This window comes from Lentzea cavernae (assembly GCF_014653695.1).
GTDB classification, from domain to species: Bacteria; Actinomycetota; Actinomycetes; order Mycobacteriales; family Pseudonocardiaceae; genus Lentzea; species Lentzea cavernae.
Map to the genome: position 1 here is coordinate 134,299 of NZ_BNAR01000006.1, position 17,020 is coordinate 151,318.

General features: G+C 65.0%; 13 protein-coding genes. 3 read left to right on the forward strand and 10 right to left on the reverse strand.

Annotation, left to right across the window (positions count from 1 at the left end; genetic code table 11):
• Positions 1-35: 35 nt before the first annotated feature.
• Entirely contained in the window at positions 36-4,112 is a 4,077-nt protein-coding gene (locus IE307_RS20995; RefSeq protein ID WP_191300133.1) for a hypothetical protein, read from the reverse strand.
• Between the two features lie 717 nt (positions 4,113-4,829).
• Here IE307_RS20995 and IE307_RS21000 point away from each other — a divergent pair.
• The 3 genes from IE307_RS21000 to IE307_RS21010 all read left to right on the forward strand — a co-directional run bounded on the left by IE307_RS21000 (position 4,830) and on the right by IE307_RS21010 (position 8,616).
• Positions 4,830-5,957, forward strand: coding sequence for a hypothetical protein (locus IE307_RS21000; RefSeq protein ID WP_191300135.1), 1,128 nt, complete (start codon positions 4,830-4,832; stop codon positions 5,955-5,957).
• A gap of 18 nt (positions 5,958-5,975) precedes the next feature.
• Positions 5,976-7,598 (forward strand): hypothetical protein, encoded by a 1,623-nt coding sequence (locus IE307_RS21005; protein ID WP_191300138.1) that lies wholly within the window; start codon positions 5,976-5,978, stop codon positions 7,596-7,598.
• Positions 7,599-7,665: 67 nt separating this feature from the next.
• A complete protein-coding gene (locus tag IE307_RS21010; RefSeq protein WP_191300141.1) occupies positions 7,666-8,616 on the forward strand; it encodes a DUF2726 domain-containing protein in 951 nt (316 codons plus the stop codon).
• Positions 8,617-8,676: 60 nt separating this feature from the next.
• Here the strand turns inward: IE307_RS21010 and IE307_RS21015 are convergent, their stop codons facing one another.
• From IE307_RS21015 to IE307_RS21055, 9 genes are all read right to left on the reverse strand, one after another.
• Entirely contained in the window at positions 8,677-8,937 is a 261-nt protein-coding gene (locus tag IE307_RS21015; protein WP_191300143.1) for a DUF4333 domain-containing protein, read from the reverse strand.
• A 324-nt stretch (positions 8,938-9,261) separates the two neighbouring features.
• Positions 9,262-10,062, reverse strand: coding sequence for a hypothetical protein (locus IE307_RS21020; protein ID WP_191300145.1), 801 nt, complete (start codon positions 10,060-10,062; stop codon positions 9,262-9,264).
• 557 nt (positions 10,063-10,619) lie between these two features.
• The gene (locus IE307_RS21025) at positions 10,620-11,783 is read right to left on the reverse strand and encodes a tyrosine-type recombinase/integrase (RefSeq protein WP_229904930.1); all 1,164 of its coding nucleotides are present in this window, start codon (positions 11,781-11,783) and stop codon (positions 10,620-10,622) included.
• Positions 11,784-11,851: 68 nt separating this feature from the next.
• Entirely contained in the window at positions 11,852-12,106 is a 255-nt protein-coding gene (locus IE307_RS21030; RefSeq protein WP_191300149.1) for an excisionase family DNA-binding protein, read from the reverse strand.
• 273 nt (positions 12,107-12,379) lie between these two features.
• The gene (locus tag IE307_RS21035; protein ID WP_191300152.1) at positions 12,380-13,960 is read right to left on the reverse strand and encodes a YfjI family protein; all 1,581 of its coding nucleotides are present in this window, start codon (positions 13,958-13,960) and stop codon (positions 12,380-12,382) included.
• Between the two features lie 84 nt (positions 13,961-14,044).
• A complete protein-coding gene (locus IE307_RS21040) occupies positions 14,045-14,395 on the reverse strand; it encodes a hypothetical protein (RefSeq protein WP_191300154.1) in 351 nt (116 codons plus the stop codon).
• A 32-nt stretch (positions 14,396-14,427) separates the two neighbouring features.
• A complete protein-coding gene (locus tag IE307_RS21045) occupies positions 14,428-15,324 on the reverse strand; it encodes a bifunctional DNA primase/polymerase (RefSeq protein WP_191300156.1) in 897 nt (298 codons plus the stop codon).
• Between the two features lie 40 nt (positions 15,325-15,364).
• Positions 15,365-16,384: a DNA cytosine methyltransferase gene (locus tag IE307_RS21050; protein WP_191300159.1), complete on the reverse strand. Its 1,020-nt coding sequence runs from the start codon at positions 16,382-16,384 to the stop codon at positions 15,365-15,367.
• Positions 16,384-17,013, reverse strand: coding sequence for a GGDEF domain-containing protein (locus IE307_RS21055; protein ID WP_191300161.1), 630 nt, complete (start codon positions 17,011-17,013; stop codon positions 16,384-16,386). Before IE307_RS21055 ends, IE307_RS21050 begins: the two co-directional genes overlap by 1 nt.
• Positions 17,014-17,020 lie beyond the last annotated feature (7 nt).

Here is a 17,020-nt window from a genome sequence, read left to right on the forward strand (position 1 = left end):
CGGAGGCTCACCGTCGGCCTGATTTGCGAGTCCCGCTAGACGCCCCCTGTGGTCCCGTCGCCTCGGACCGCGGCACGACGGCGCGACCATGCGCTCGGGACGGGCCAGCCCGTCGGAATGATCAAGACCCTGACACGCGAAGGGTGGCTCGGGTCCGCGAGTCCGTGGTGTGCGGGCAGAAGCCAACCGATGTAGTTCTCCAGAACCGCTGGCGGCGCTGTCTTTCTCGCATGGTCCAGTACGACCAACATCGACAATCTGCTTCCTTGGCCAACGCCGTACTGCGTCGGCTGGCCAAGGAACTTGGTGCAGGTCTCGACGGTGCGCGGGGTGACCTTCTCGACCTTGAGTTCGGCGACGATGTTGTCGTGCCGAAGATCATCGAATCCACCGGCTAGCGGATCCCGCCGTGCGACGCGTCCTCCGAGCGTCGGGTCTCCGAGCAGCCGTTGCTCCAGGTCGTCGTGGAACTGCTGCTCGGTGACCCGTTGGCCGGCGCGGAAGACTCGGTTGAACATGATCGAGTGCGCCGCGCGCACGCAAGCTGTGAACAAACGGCAGAACGCGTGTACGTCGTCTTGATCGAGGCTGTGGTCGTCGTGCAGCGGCTCGTAGAACTCCAGAAGCCTCGGCGACAGCTGTTCGGGTGTCACGATGTCCCGAGTGGGATCGTATGGACGGAGCCGGAGCCTTCGATGGCCCCCGACCTCCGCAACCTCCAGTCGCGCAGGGCCGCTCGTTCCGGATACTCCTGCGACGAACTGGATGTGGACGGGAAGATCAAGCGGAGGTTGTCCGACTTGCCGCTCGGCGGCGCATCGCAGGGTGCCCTTCGCTTGGATCAGGACCCCTTGTTGGTCGCGATCGATGTCCGCGCGAGTGAAGGTGAAGGTTGGGGCGGTGAGCACATCTGGCGGAAGCACAGTGAGCAACGAAACATGGCACTCGTCGGCCCAGTCCGGCCACTTTTCAAGCCGCAGGTCCATTCCGAGGTCGTAGACGTAGTCGGTTCTCAGTACGGCCGCGTCCACGACAGGGTGGTCGTCCAAGCTCAGCACGGCAACGACGAGCGGCGGCAACTCGTCCTGTTCGGACTGTTGTCGCGCGGAAACGTTTTGTGCCGCAAAGCTTTCGGTTCGAAACATCCGGTATGTCACGGGCTGAGCAAGCGGCAGCGGGGCCGAGATCCTGCGGAGGTCGTTGAGCAGCTGATCAACGGTGTCAGGCTCGGCACCTCCTACTGCGACAGCGAACTTCTTCGCAGCGACCGTGGTGAAGGAGCTCTTCTCTTCATCAATGGTTTTGAGGAAGACCGCGGCTTCTCGTTTGACGCTCGCGAGCCAAGTGACGTCTGAGCCATCGGCGCAACGCAAGGCCGCGTCGTAGCGCAACAGTTTCGCGCCGAGCGCAAGTGCCGATCCATAGTGTTGTACCGCCCGCGACACGTTTGCACCCTTGATCAGCGCAACGGCGTCCTCAATCACGGTGGCAGCGCTGCTCGGGTCCGCTACCGGAACGTCAGCCAAACAGTCTCGAACCCGAGCGCGGTGACGAGCATGCACCACAAAAGGAGGCTTGTCTTCGTCGTCGATCTCGTTCTCGTGGTCGACCTCGGTCGTAGCGACGTGCCGAACCCCGTCATGTGCTTCGACCTCTGCCCTGCTCGCAGACTCGACTGCGGACAAGTACCAACGTATGGCGCGGAACTCGCGAGTGTCGGGCACCAAATCCACCAACTTGGCCGCGAGCACGGCGGCTTCGGGGAAGCGGCCGGCTGCCTGGAGCAGCTCGAGCGGTTCAACCGCGAGCCCGACAAATCTCGGCAAGAGATCCTGAGCAAGAGAGCCGAACATCTCGATCGGAAGCGAGACAAGACCCCTGGGCTCGTCGAGCATGGCCGCGAGCAGGGGGTCCTCACGGATGTTGACGCTCGGCCGTTCAGGATCCGCCATTGTTTCAAGCGCCGCTTTGGCCCAGACCTCAGTTGACCGGACACCGCGAAGTGAGAAGTCGAGCAGCAGTCGTTCCCTGTCGCTGCAATACAAACCGGCAGACCGCTCAGCCACCCAGAGCGCTGCTCCCCTCAGGAATCCTTCGTCATGCCTTCGATGCGCTGCCCACAGCACGCCGTACAGAGCATCCTCAAGAGCCTGAGGATCGGATTCTGCGTACACGTGCGCCCATGCAGCGAAGTGGTCTACAAGCCCGGCCGCGATCTTGTCGCCCAGCCCGAGCGCCGGCAATGCACGGAGCATTTTCTTGTGCACGACGACGTACTCGTCGACAGCCAAGGCAGGAGCAAGCTCGGCTAGCTCGACAGGCAGTTCCTCCGCGGACTGTGCGCACCCCTTCCACAGGTCGATCGAAGCTGACCTCACGACCTGGTCCGTCGAGAGCAAGTGGGTGTAGAGCACAGGAAGCATCCCCGCGACGTTGGCCGCGGTGACCGACTGCGCGAGCACCTGAAGCAACGACGCCCGAGTCCGGCTGTCAACTTCGTCATCGCCAGTAGTCGCACTCAGCAATGACGTGACAGAAGGAATAACTCTGCTAGGGACCGACTTGGCGAGGTGGCCGAGCGCCTCCGCCACGCATCTGATCTTGCCACTGCGTCGTTGACGTTCAAGCATCTCATCCATGACGGTCAGTTCCTGGTACATCGGATCAGGAACTGGCGCATCAGGAACGATCAACGAGGACGACCGCGACGTCCCAGTGCTCAGAGCGAGCAAAGCCGCCAGCAACGCTTCGACCTTGTCCAGGACGACGTGGGGATAACGCTTCGCGAAGTCCACGAGATCCCTCGCGGCGCCATGTGAGATCTTGCTTCCCCAGTCGCCACCGATGCGGCGCAAGAGAAAAGCTGTGGCCACCCGCACAGCCTCGTCGGGTACCGGGCTGTCATCGCGCCACCGATGGAGGAAGAAGATCACTTTGTACAAAGCGGACCGAGTCTCATCATCAACCTCGGCCGCGCTGTTCTCCACGAGAGCTGCCGTACCCGCAGGCTCGCCACGCCACGCCTCAGCGAGCGCGCGTGCCGCGTTGTTTGAGGGTTTCGGCTCACCGGCGTAGATCTGGTCCGCTCCTCGGATGCTCATGACAAGTGGGCGTCCCAGAACAGCCAGGTGCCGCACATCCGCTTGAAGCAGAACCATTGCCGCATATGCCGCGTCTGCTCGTCGCGCATCATCATCTGCCGCGAGCTCCGCTATCACTTCGCCCGTGACCAAGACGGTGTCCAGTGCCGCAGCGGCCAGCAGTGCTGCCGGTTCGGCCGGCCGTGTTCTTCCCAGGAGTGCATCGCGTTCCGCCGACAGAGCGATGATGTTCGGCAGTGCCAGACGAAGGAGATCTCGATCAGCGGCTGCAGCAAGTTCTGCGACAACCTGACCGGCCTCTGGGACAGTGGCTTCTGCCAGCACTTGTGCCGCCAGGTTGGCAGCTCTCTCGGGCGTCACGACGCCGGACCGTGCAAGCAACCTCAAGACCGTGCAGGCGGTCCCATCGCGACGTTTGAGCCCGAAATCGACGATCGTGTCCACCAGGTGGCTGGTGAACACTTCGGGCGCACGACGCGCGGTCTCCACGAGCAGCCTGCGTACTCTCTTGGCTTCGACCCGACCCGACGAGTCGCCTTCGGGGTGTGGATCAAGAAGGTCCAGGCCGTCAGCCACATCTCGGGCTGGATAGCCCTCCGACGCAACGGCGACACGCCTGGCTGCCCGACGCGTCTCCCACTCCTCCACTGCCCGCACACGTGCCGCCGCCGCGCGTGCTTCCGCCTCAACGCGAGCGGCCGCGCGATCAGCCACGGCCGTCGCAATCGTGGGCACGAGCCCGTTCGGAGCCCGGTGTTCACAACCCACGCAATTGTTTTCGTAGAACGCGACCGCCAGGTCGGTTACGTGCATGGAGCTGTGCCGCGGTTCGTCCACGTGCTGGCACCGCACCTGAGCCTGACCGATCGGCAGACCCAGGCGTCGCCCGAGCTCGCTCGTGCCGAACAACAGATGGACGCGCGCGTGGCGGCAGTGGTTAGCAAGCAACTGCTCGGCTCGCTTGTTCGCCAGCCCGAGCTCTGCTGCCTTCCGGTACTCGTCGTCTCTCATTGAAACGAAGCGTACGACGAACACCCGTTCGACCGACGGTACGACGCGGTTACGGCTCGCCGGCCAAGCTGTTGTCCCAGCACCAGCCGGACGACCGCCTGGGCAGGCGCCCTGTGCCGCGCGTACGAATCCACGTCAAACGCGGACTCACCCCGAGATCCCGGTGGGCTTGGCACCAGATCTGGCCCAAGCCCACCGGCTCGTTGGCTCAGGAAAGCAGCAGATCCTTCACTTCATCACTCGTGATCGCACGCGCCACGCTCGCACTGATCCACGCTACAGCTGTGAACTTGCGCTTGAGTTTGGTCATCGCCGACCACCTCCTCCCTCTTCGTTTCGTCGTGCACTTCGTCGATCTTCTTCTGCTGCTGAAGCTTTCGAAGAGCTTGCTTTCCGACTAGGTGTGCAGCGAACCAGAGAGCGATGGCGGTGACGATCTGCGGTAACGAGCTGGGATCTGCTGTCTCCAAGGCGAACTCTGCCGCCTCCCTCAACCAACGAGGTCACATGATCTTAGACGCCGCGGACAGGCTCGTCCACGGCGCGCACTCGTCAGCGTGCCGAGCAGAGATCAGGCGGTGGAACGGCACTGAAGTCGGAGCGTTTTCACTTCCGCCCTTCGTTAAATGAAGCGCCACCAGGTCTGACCACAGGTACTGTCCCTGATCCTGAGGAGCGGGAAGGAGCGGCGCGTTGGCGGGCCAACTGAAGGTACCCATGGCCGACAAGCTGAATTGGGCTCAGGTCATGCGCCCAAGGATTCCCCTGGTGTACCTCGACCTGAATCACGTCGTCGCGATGGCGAGGGTGCGAACCGGCCATCCGAAGGCCGACCCTGCATACGGCCGCCTGTTCGAATCAGCTCGCCGTGCGGCGGGCGAACGTCGTGCGATCTTCCCGCTGAGCGACTCCCATATCTGGGAGATCCACAAGATCGCCGACCCGAAGCAACGGGGTGCCTTGGCTGATGTCCTCGAGTTGCTCACCGGCTATCAGTACATGCTGGGCCGCACGACTCTCGCCCAACTCGAGTTCATCGCCGGCATCGCCGCGGTCACCGGTGAGCCGCTGCCTGATGAGCTCGGCTACCCGCTCATCAGGTCGACCATCGGCCACGCGTTCGGTCTGGTCGGCGGCTTGAAGATCGTTGACGAGCAGGGCAACGACAAGACCGAGGACACCCGCCGGGCCACCGGCACGGCGGAGTTCGATCGCACGATGGCCGAGCTCAACTACAAGTTCGAGCGCGACGCGCTGCGTGGCCCTGCCGACGACGAGATCGAGGATCTTCGCAGTCAACACGGATATCGCCCCGAGGTCGCGTTAGCGACTCACGAGAGTCGTGTCGACTTCGAGCGGGCAACCAGCCGCATTCTCGACGAGAATCCGAAGCTACGCCGAGGTCGCCTGCGCGACCTCATCGCAGGTCGCGAGTTCGTCCACGAGTGGCTCGACATGTTCAACCGCGTTCAAGTCGAACGTCTCGAGTCCGGCCAGCCGACGTTCGACCCGACCGATGATCAGATGCGAGCCCTCATGGCCGCGATGCCACACGCCCAGGTAGCCATCAGCGTGAAGACACGGTTTCACAAGAACCCTGCACACGTGTGGAAGTCGAACCACGTCACCGACATCGACGCCATATCGATCGCTTACGCGTACTGCGAGGCCGTGTTCACCGACAAGGAGGTGCGCAGCGCTCTGCTCGACTCGCCGGAACTCCGCCTCATGGGCACGTTCGTGCCTCGTCGCGTGGACGAACTCGTGAGCTGGCTGGATCAGCTGCCGGCCTACATCGCGCCGGACATGGTCGTACCCCATCCGCTCGTGCGCACGAGTTCTTGAACCTCGAAGGACAGTCAGATGCCGCCAAGCCGCCAGGAAGTCATCGAAGGCTTCGTCGTCCGCGCTCGTCGAATCGAGGCCCACTCGCTCATCAGGGATCCTGTCGTTCTCGCGAGCCATGCCGAAGATCGATTCGAGATGAACCTGCTCGTGGACGGGACCGCCCGTCTCACCCACCGGCTCCCGCCGGACGAAGAGGTGTTCGAGTCGCTGGCCGCAAGGGTCCGTCCCCTCCTGCTGGGAAAGGAATCGATCTATCACAACAAAGTGACGAAGGCGCTGAGGCGCTCGCTGGACGCCACGCCGGACGCGGCTGCGGACGAGTACCGGGATGAGCTCGCAGATCTGAGGAACGCGTGGTCGGCCGCTACCAACGGTGAGACGTACAGTCTCGTCCAGTGGGCCCGATCGGACGATCCGCAGAGCGCCACACCAGTGTCCAACGTGCTGCTGGCAGAGGCGTGGATGTACATCGACCTCGTTCACGTCGATCCGGATCAAACACGGCGCGCTGCCCTGGATTACCCGATGCGAACGCGCTACGTGGCTTCCGTGCGTTACTACTGCCGGATCGCTCAGCTCGTGGTCCGCACGTTGCGATACGTGGAAAAGCTGCGCGACGCCGGATTGATCGAGCTCGACCACACGATATGGGAGCGCGAGGTCGTGGTGGGTTCGCAGGTCGTCGAAGAAGCAGTGCTCTACATGGCACCGGTCGGAACAGAGCCGGTAACCGAGGATTACAGCGAGGAACCGGGTGAGCGGTGGACCAGGTTCACCATGATCGAGGCTGTCAGGCAGGACCCAAGACGGCGGCTGCGAGTGGTGCTCCGCAATGCCGGCGGAAACTCGCTGGCAGAGTATGACGCTGCCTTCGTACCGCGCCCTTCCAACGGCGAGATGCGACGTGTCGACGTGCTGGTCACCGACGGCGTCGTGTGCCACCTTCAACTACCCGCAGTGCCCGGCGCACCGGGCCCGGTGTCGCTGGAGCTGGCGGAGCGGAGCGAGAGCAACAGCGCGGATCTCGCTCGGTACCGCTTACTGTTGTTGACCGACGAAGCCGCCACGGTGGAGTTCTACGGCACGGAGGACGACGAGCCGCACCTGACTTTCACCGCGCCCGATCTCACCGATGAACAGTCGCGGCACGCGCACGCATCCGTCGAGGTACTCGAAGACCTCCAAGCCGTGGAACGCCTGACTAACCAATGCCTAGGTCGGTTCACCGGTGTCACCAACGACGTGGAGCGCGTTCTCCTGCGGGTGACGCGGATGCTGTACGAAGGCAGCGTCGTCAAGTTCGTCCGATCCATCGGTCCGAGAGTGGAGCCGAGTGGAGAACTTCCTCGAGAGGAACACAGCTGCTTCGTCAGGGAGGAACCGAAGACGATCACGGTCGCCGGCGTCGAGGTTCCGATGCCGGCGTTCGTCCTTTGGCATCCCCAAGTTTCGACGCAGGACATGGGTCCTTCTCCCGAGCACGGCGCGGAAGCCAGGATGTTCCGGATTGTCGCCCCGGCAGGGCAATTTTTCCTCGCCGTGGCGACCGACTTCTGCTCTGTAGCCCCAGATGAACTGGCGCAGCACGCCAGGGCCTGGGATCTGCACGGGATCGACCAGCAGGCGTTCACTCAGTGATCAGATTTTCCAATGCCCCCAACGCATCCGCACCTCAACTGTCAGGGCATGCTGGTATGACCTGAGCATGGCGCACACCGGCAGACTGCTGCCTCTGCTGAGCAACAGGTACGAAGAGGCTGCGGACGAGCTTCTGCGGAAGATCTCAGCCGACACGGGCGACAGGCTCATGCTGAAGATGCGTTTGGCCAGCGTGGTCGACATCAACACCTTGGATGCCCATATTCCAGGCGGCCGGTGGTTCGCTCTGTCGGCTGAACTCGACTACGTCGTGTTCGATGGCGAGACCCGCCTGCCGAAGTTCGCAGTCGAGCTGGACGGGCGACAGCATTGGACCGACCTCGAGCAAAGGCGCAAGGACGCGGCCAAGAACCGTATTTGCGAGCACGCCGACCTTCCCCTGATCAGAATCACCAGCGACTTCGTCCACACAACAGGTCGCTGGCCGCTGCTGTCGTACGCCGTGAACGCCTTCTACTCGTCAGAGGCGTTCTTCGAAGCCCAAAAGAACGGAAGCGTGCCGCAGGACGAACCGTTCTACGTCGGTAACGTCCTTACGCCCCTTCAAGACGGCAAAAGCGGGTTCCTGCCCGGTACGTTCGACGCCCTCGCGATCCGCGACCTGTGGAGCCTCCACCGGAATGGACTCATCCCGCGGCCCATACCCAACACATTCAAGGTGAGGCCTGATGAGGGTGGCGGCGTCCGAGCGATCGCGTACCTGCCAGTCGCCAAGGACAGATACCTCATCAGCGAATCCCGCGTACGCGACTTCCGCTTCCAGGGGATCAGCCCTTACGACCTGGCGGAAGAGATCTGCGTCGTGGACATCGCCAACGCGGCCGCCGACTGGCTCGCCGGCAAGCCCGTTGCGAGCAACAGCACCACCATGCGCAAGAAAGCAGCGGAGATCCAGCGACTGATCGACGACAGCCAGATCGTCGGCGTGGGTGCCGGAACCGGCATCATCGAGGGCTCGGAAGAGTTCTCCATCAAACTGACGCGCCGTGGCAGGTGATCATGATCCGCGAGAACGGTTGTCGGCAGCGCGTCGCCCCGAGCGTCCAGATGCTTCCGATCAGTGAGGCTGACCGACCTCGTACTCGCCATCCTCGGACTTCGCCGTGATCTTCACCGACTTGTCCACGCCTCCAACCTCAACGATGCTGATGAAGGAAACGTCCGGCGCAACCAGCTGATTCTCAGGACACGTGGCCTCACCGACATCGGAAATCTTGTACTCGTCCTTCAGGATCTGCACCACGCCACGTTCGACAGCGTCCGCTTTGAACACCTTCCTCCGCGTGGGCGTCGGCGGTTGCACCGTCACCGTGGACACGACGGTGACAGGAGCTGGCGCGGGCATAGGCGTTCCGGCCGTCGTGGAGGTACACCCCACGCAGGCGACACCAAGACCGATCGTCATTCCGGTGACCACCACACCAGAGCGCATGTGGCCGAGATCGGGGCTACCGGCCGACCTGTTACGCCCCTACAGCAATCCATCCCAAGGTCATCCTTGCAGCGGCCGCATGCGTAAAGGACCCGCGAGCGCAAGCTCACGGGTCCCCTCCTGTCACACCTTCCAGACGACCCCGACCCACCCGATCCCTCACAACCAAGGAGACGAGGAACTTCGGCGATGCCCAGTTGGCTGTGAACCTCAGACGACCGTCGAGTACACCTTGGCCGCAACCTCACTTCGCAGCACGGCGACTAGTTCACGAGCGAGCTCGGCTCCGATCTCCAACTCCTTACGAAGAGATTCCGACGAGATAGGTTGCTTGTGGACCGCCCAGTGGCGTGCATCGGCAAGACGCGCACGTTCCAGGTCGCCTTGGCTTCCTCGGTGAAGCGCACCCGCCATCGTCTGATGGCCGACAACTACGCCCAGGACGCCCTGCTGTGCCAGTTGCTGCGCAACCGCAGAGAGGACTGGCGCCCCTTGCTCGCAATCTGATCGAGTCGGTGCCGACTCCGACTCTGCGCGATCCAGGCCGTCCTGCTCAACGTCCGCAGCTACGGCTCGTCGCGTCGTAGCGCTTGTACTGATCGCCTGCAGGTAGCCGGGCCCTACCTCAGCCCAGCCGATCAGCAGCAGCGGGCCGACAGCGTCGAACGCCGCCTTGCCGTACTCGTTAGCAACCACAGGGTCAGCCGTGTTCAGCGCGAGAGTGACCGCGCTGGCGAACATCAGCAACCGCCGTGCCGGACGTAGCACCGCGGCAGGTGCACCGGTCAAAGCGAGGTGCCTTATGCCCAATAGCAGGCCGAGGATCGAAAGATCCACCGCGGGCGCCACGAGCGGAGCCACCCAAATGGGCACGCCCAAGCGGAGGCCAAGGCTGAACACATTGCCAAACCCGAACAAGAAAGTCAGTCCCACAACCGTCACCATGATGATGGTCACGGCTCGCAAAACCACGTCCGACTCAGAAGTTGCCGAGGGTTCCGAAGCAGTCATCAGGTTCACCCCCGAACCCGTCCGACTCCAAAGCCGAGCACTCACTTTTATTCATGAAAATTCCGGCAACATCCAGCCGAAACAACCAAAGTTGCACCGCGCAGCGCGACACGCAGGAATCCGAAACCGCCCGATTTATCGCACAGTTCGTAAATCGACCACTGGGGGAACCTGCCTGACGCCCCAAGACAAGGCAACACAGACCTGCCCAGAGCGCACCTCCCAAGGTGCTCTGACCTGCTACAACAGTGAAGCTAGACCAATAAGAGCGCCGACCGCGACCGGCGTCCACCTCAGGCCGGTAGTAAATCCGGTAGCTGAAACAGCCAGGCACGAGCGAGACACTGGAAGCCCTCTGAGACGCAGTCTGGTCATTCATGCAGCTCAGGACACAAGTACTGAGACTAATCAGACCGCCCGACACTCGGCAGGATCCGTTCACACCGAAGAGGTCACTGGTTCGATCCCAGTATCGCCCATTGCAGGTCAAAGGCCTGGAACCTTACGAGGTTCCAGGCCTTTGACGTTGATGCAAGCAGCAAAGTACAGCAGCGGGGTCAGAAATCGAGGCTTTCGCTCAGCTGCTGAAGCGCCTTCCTCGTCTCCTCATCGGAGATCTCGGTGTAGATCTCCATCGTGACCCTCATATTCGCGTGACGCAGGATGCGCATGATCACGCTCGGGTGCACGTTCAGCTCCGCGAGCAGCGATGCGCAACTCCGCCGGCCGTCGTGAACCGTGATTTTCGGAACGCCCGCCTTCTCACACCGGCGGTCCCATGACCGGTTGAAGTTCCGCGGCTCGATCGGCGTGCCGTGCCGGGTCGTGAAGAGCAATCCGCTCTCCTGCCACGACACGTCAGCCTCCTTCCTGTCGACCTCACGTTGCTTCCGACGAAGCCGAATCGCGGTGGCGGCGATCGACGGTGTCGGAAGCACGTCATCGGAGGTGGCCGTCTTGGTCTCTCGGTGCAGGAGCCGACCGCCCACCCGCTGTAACTGGTAGCTGATATCGAGGACCTGGTCCACCTCGTCTGCGGCGCCGGTCGGCAGGCCCAGCACTTCGCCCTTCCGCATCGCCATCGCGATCACCAGGACGTAGGCCGAATAGAACGGGTCATCGTCCTCGCGCGCGGACACCAAGAACGTCTTGGCCTCCGCAGTCGTCCACCTCCGCTTCTTCTTGCGCTTCTGCTGACGCTCGCCAGAGCGCTTGACCTTGACCAGCTTCATGACGTTGCGCTTGATCAGCTCCTCGACCAGCGCGTACGTCAGGGCCGAACGCAGGCACGCCCTGATGTCGTTGAGCGACCGCAACGTCAGTAGCTCGCTGCAGCACTTCCCTATCGCGCAGCACCGCTGCTTCTCCTCGGGTCGCCGCGCGTCCTTGCCCTGATTGCAGCACTGGCAGGTCCGGGCGAGCTTGTTCATCCAGAGCTGGCCCTCACGGACGCTGAAGTTCAGCTCCTTCTCCCCCAGGTATGGCTCGATGTGCACCCTGACGAACGTCTCGTAGGTCTTGTGCGTGAGCGGCGCCAAGCTGGGCTTGACGATCTCGTCAAGCCACCAGAACAGGTACGGTCCTACCTTCGGCACTGCGGTGCTGACCGGACCGTCCTTGGCCTCGTTCTGTAACTTGATCCACTTGGTGTGGACCGTCTCACGATCAAGCCCGTAGACGTACTTCCGCTTCCTCTGCCCGGACGGGGTCGTGACCCACACGTAGGCCGCGTAGCCGTTGCGGTACGGGTAGATCGAGCCTTCGCCGTTCTCGCGTGCCTTGCCTGCCATCAGGCAGCCTCCTGAACGCGTCGCTGCACGTACTCCTCGACCCACTCCGGCAGGATCCGCCGGCTGCCACCGTCCTTGAGCGATCGCAGTTGCCGGGTGGCAACGAGCATCTTCGTTTTCGAGAGGCTGTAGCCGAGGTGCTGTGCTGCCTGCCTGACGGTGAGCCAGCGAGGCTGGATCACGGTGGTCGCTACGTCTTGCGCGTCACGCGGGCCAGCAGGCTGGCCGGTGATGAGTGCGAGCCTCTCGGACATGGGTGCTCCTCAGAGACCTGGGCGCGCCAGGGCCGGGACAGTTTGGACAGAATTGACAGAATTGACCGCGAGGTGCGTTTGCGCTGCTCAGCGCCGTTTCCGTTGATCTTGGTCTGCCGGGACAGAATGGGACAGAATCGGGACACAATTGCCGGGCGGCCGGTGGGCGGTCCTCGGGCCGTGGGAGCGGTCTGAATTCTGTCCCGATTGTGTCCCATTCTGTCCACGGCTACCTTGATCAGCTCACACACTGTTGACCTGCGGAAACCGTGCTCACTCATGATTCTGTCCATTCTGTCCAAACTGTCCCGGGTCTGCGGACAGGTGAACCGGATGGGCGAGGTAGGTCGGGCTGGGTTTGCGGCCTACTCCCTGCCGTTCGGGGAGCGGGAGCTGGCGGATGTGGCCGTGCTCTTCGAGCAGTTCGAGAGCCGAGCCGACCTCGCTGGCGGAGGCGAACCTCTTGCGGTTGGCGCGGTGCGCGTCGCGGCGGGTGAACTGCGCAACGCGGTCGCTGGCTATCCACGTGAGCAGGGCGCGGGCGTCGTCGTAGGACTCGTCCTTGCCCATGTGGTCGAACGCCCCGAGTGCGTGCGCGAGGAAGTACGAGCCCAGTTCCCGAGCGCGAGCGAAGGTGCTGACACCGATCTCGTGGTGCCAGGCGTCGGCAGGCCGGTCGGCGAGGTGGAGCAGTCCGGCAAGGCGCGCAACGGTTCCGGCGTATTTGCCTGCCCAGTCGGCGATGTGGTGCCAGGCGTCGCCCGGTCCCAGTCGCGGCTCGATCTCGGTCTGCAACTCGAACATGGCCTCGTCGGCTGCCGCGCTGAAGTCGACGACCTCGGGCGCGGACCACATGGCCAGTTGCAGAGTCAGGCCGCCGATGCGGGCGCGGTAGTCCGCGGCCACGTGGTCGGGGATCTCGGGGACGCGGATCGCGCGGTGCCCGACCGTGCTGACCGGGAGCGAGTAGAGGAAGCGTCCGAGCAGGCCGCGTTCCTTGGCGGCCTTGATCTGTCCGAGGTCGCGGACGATCTGGGGCTGCACAACGAGTCCAAGGGTGAGGTAGGCGTGTTCGATGACGTCGGATTCGCGGCCCTGGCGGTCGACTTCGAGGTACTCGCCGGCGTGGCCGCGCAGGAACACCTCGTAGTTCGGGGTGCCGGAGTAGCGCCCGGCGATGTTGGAGACGATGCCGCCCTCGGGAGCGAGCACGGCCAGACGCCCGCCCTGCTCAGCCATGATGCTGGCGGCCTTCTCCGCCGTGACGTCGTCCACTACGAGACGGGGCCTGGCCGGGATGACGATCTCCTGTGCGCGCAGTGCGGCGTCTCCGGCCATGCCGATGGACACGGCGTCGGCGGTGCTGGCCTTTTTCTCCAGCTTCTCCGCCTCGCGTTCGGCGACGGCCTTCTGAACGCGGGCCTCTTCGATGCGGGGCAGCGCGAGGTCGACGAGTTCGGCCTGCGCGGCGCGAATGGGTCCGGCCATCGCGGCGAACACGTCGGACTTCCGCGAGCCGGGCGGCAGGGCGACGATGACGAACAGGTTGACCGGCTGCGTCCAGCCATGCCGGATGCGGGTGGTGATGCGCCCGCCGGCGGCCGTGGACAGCGCGGAGAGTGCGACGCATCCGGCGAGGTCGGGCGGGGTCTGGGTGAACTCGGTGACTGCGCTGACCATGTCGGCCATCCAGCCGGGCAGCACATGGACAGGGAACGGCGGCAACGCGCGCTGTGCGGCCGTGAGCGGAACCGGCTGTTCCCAGCCGTCTCCGAACTGGCCGGGTTCGTCCGGCACTGCACGCAGAACGCGCGCAGCACCGCTGTCGTGCGGCTGCATGTTCGTCGCGTTCATCGGGGTGCCTCCAACGGCGGTGTCTGGAGTGGACGGAGTGGGTGCCCGGTACCGGCACGCGGCCGGTACCGGGCCGGAGGGGTGTTACTTGGTGATGGCCGGGAAGTTCACGGCGTGCGCGGCGTCGACCGCCTTGGCCGTGTGCTTCAGGGCCGCGTTGGTCGCGCGCCCGGCGGTGAAGAACGCCGCGCTGGCGTCGCTGATCGAGCCGGTGGCCTTGACGCCCTGCTCCCGAGCCGTCTCCGCGAGCTTGGTCAGCGCGGAGTCGATCGCCAGCAAGATGTCGGTGAGGTCCTTCGCGATCTGGTCACCGGCGTGCGCGGCCGTGGTGATCTGGTCCTTCTTGGCGAACTCGAAGCCCTTGGCGGCGTTGGCGGCGTTGAGCGCCTCGACCGCGGTTTCGAGGTGGGACAGGAACGTGCTGCACTTCGACATGGATCTCTCCCTGGTGATCGGTGGGACCGGTGTCAGGCGGCGCGGTTGTCGAGCCGTCGGGGATTGGTGGCGCCCAGCCGGAGTCCGGACTGGACGGTGGCGGTGATCTGGTGCGGGGTGCAGTCGCAGTCGCCGGCGACCATGTGGGCGGCGGACTGCTCCAACATGGGGGCAGCGTCGGAGTGGCTCATCTCGTTGCCCCCGACCAGCTGGCCAAGGGTCAGCGCGGCCTGGAAGAGGGTCTTGTTGTGGCGGCTTCTCTGCGCGGCTGCGACCTTCTGACACTCGCCGCGCACGATCGCGTCCAAGTACGCGGAGCGCTGCGCAGGGACGCTCTGGTTGGGCGCTGAGACGGCCGTAGGCGGCTTGGCGGCGGGGGCCTGGACCAACCAGGCGGGCAGTTCGACAGGAGGTCGATCGTCGGTGATCTCGTAACTGCCGGTCGGAGTGATCGACGGCGGGGCGATGACGTAGCCGCCGTGCGCGCGGGTGTCGACGAGCCACCCGAGCGTGCCCGCGGTGTTGCGCAGCACCGATCCTTTGGGGGCGCGGAAGTAGAAGTGCGTGCCGCCGGACGGGGTCCGGGCCGTGTAGGTCGCCGGGATCGTGGTCTTGGCGCGTTCGGCCAGCAGCGTCAGGACATCGAGCCCCGTGGCCACTCCGAGCATGTTGAAGCCATCTGGGGCCGCCTCGTCGGGCTTGGCGACGTCGCAGTCGACCACCACCAGCCCGGAGGGTCCGGTGGCGATCGCGACGTTGTGCCGCGGGTAGCGGCTGTAGAAGCCGGTGATCACGCCGGTGTCGTTGGTGGCGCGGGCTTCCCACTGGTCGACGAACGGGCGCTTGGCGCCGGGCACGGCGGGGAAGACGCGCCAGCCGCGGGCGGCGATGCGCAGGATCTCAGTGAGGCGGTCGGGTTCGGTGCTCACGGTCGGCTCCCCTCGCGGGCTTGGGCGTGGGTGGGCGGGTTCACGCGGCGCGCTCGCGGTGGTCGACGAGGTCGATCCGGCTCAGGTGGCGCAGGGCGGCGGTGCCTTGCTGGGGAACGACTCCGTTGCCCAGCAGGCGCAGCTGCTCGGTGCGCGACAGGCCCGGGACGTCGGTGACCCAGCCGGCGTCCAGGCCCATCAGCCATTCGACGAAGCGCGGGCTCAGGACGTGGTTGCCTCGGGTTCCGGGCTGGGTGGGCTCGGGGGCGGGTCGTCCGAGCAGGTGTTCCCATCGGCGGACGGCGGGTTCGAAGGCTCCCCACTCAACGCCCCGAACAGCGTCGGGTTGCCCCGCGCGTACGTCGCGCTGCTGCGCTCCGCGTCGGCTCGGGTCGGCGTCGGCAGCAGCCGCGTGGCCGCCGACGGCGGGCTCAGATCCCCTGACGAGCCTCGTTGGTTCGGTCCGCCCTTGGTGCCGTCCGAGGCCTTCGGCGTGGGCAGCAACGCCACCGTGGTGCGCAGGTCCAGCGCTCCGTTGCCGTGTCGTCCGGTGCCGTTGGAGTCCGAGGTGGTCGGGGTGGGCAGGTGTGGCGTATCCGAACCAGCGGTCGCGGCGGTGGGGTGCGCCGACGTCGGAAGCGCGTAGGCATAGCCACCGCAGGTCATACCCGAGCGCGGCCAGGTCGGCTGCGACTCGGGAATGTCCTCGAACAAGGACGGCTGCGACGTTCTCCAGGACGACGTGTCGGGGCCGTAGTACGCGAATGGCGTCGGCGACGTGGGTCCACAGTCCACTTCGGGCTCCTTCGATACCGGCGCGCTTGCCGGCGGGGCTGATGTCCTGGCACGGGAAACCGGCGGCGAGCAGGCCGACCGGTTCGACCTGGTGCCAGTCGATGGCGGTGATGTCCCCGAGGTTGGGCACCTGCGGGAGGCGGTGGGCGAGCAGCTTGGTGGCGGACGGGTGGTTGTCCGAGACCCACGCCAGCTGACCACCGAACACGTTGTGGGCGGCGCGATCGAGACCGCCGAAGCCGGTGAACAGGCTGCCCGTCCTCATCAGGCGCTCTCCCGTCCAGGACGGTGGTCGCGCAGACGGCCGGCGGTGGGCAGGCTGGTCAGGCGGCGGCCGTGCTTGTCCGCGTACATCGCCGCGTCCGCGCCGGCCAGCAGCGCGGAGAGCTGCACGCCGCGCCGGGGCAGGGTCTGCGCGCCGATGCTGACCGCGAGGTGCAACGGCAAGCCGTCCACGACAATCGGTTTCGTGAGCGCGGCTCGGACGGCGGCGACGCGGTGAGCGGCGGCCTGGCGACCACGCTCGTCGGAGGGCACGTTTCCCAGCCACAGCACGAACTCGTCGCCGTGCAGCCGCACCGCGCGCTCCCCCGGCAGCCGCAGGGAGTCCAGGCGCGCGGCGATGACCTTCAGCACGTGGTCGCCGACCTCGTGGCCGTGGGTGTCGTTGACGGCCTTGAAGTTGTCGACGTCCAGCAGCAGCAAGCCCACCGCGCCGGGGCTGCGCGAGCCCGTGCGGCGGGCCAGGATGCCGAGCGCCTCGCGGTTGCCCAGGCCGGTCAGGGCGTCGATGTGCAGGCGGCCGAACAGGTGGACCGCGTAGGCGCTGGTGGCCAGGTAGCCCGCGGTCGCGGTGACGGTGGTGGTGAGCAGGATCGTGTTGGTGGTACTCATGGGTGGC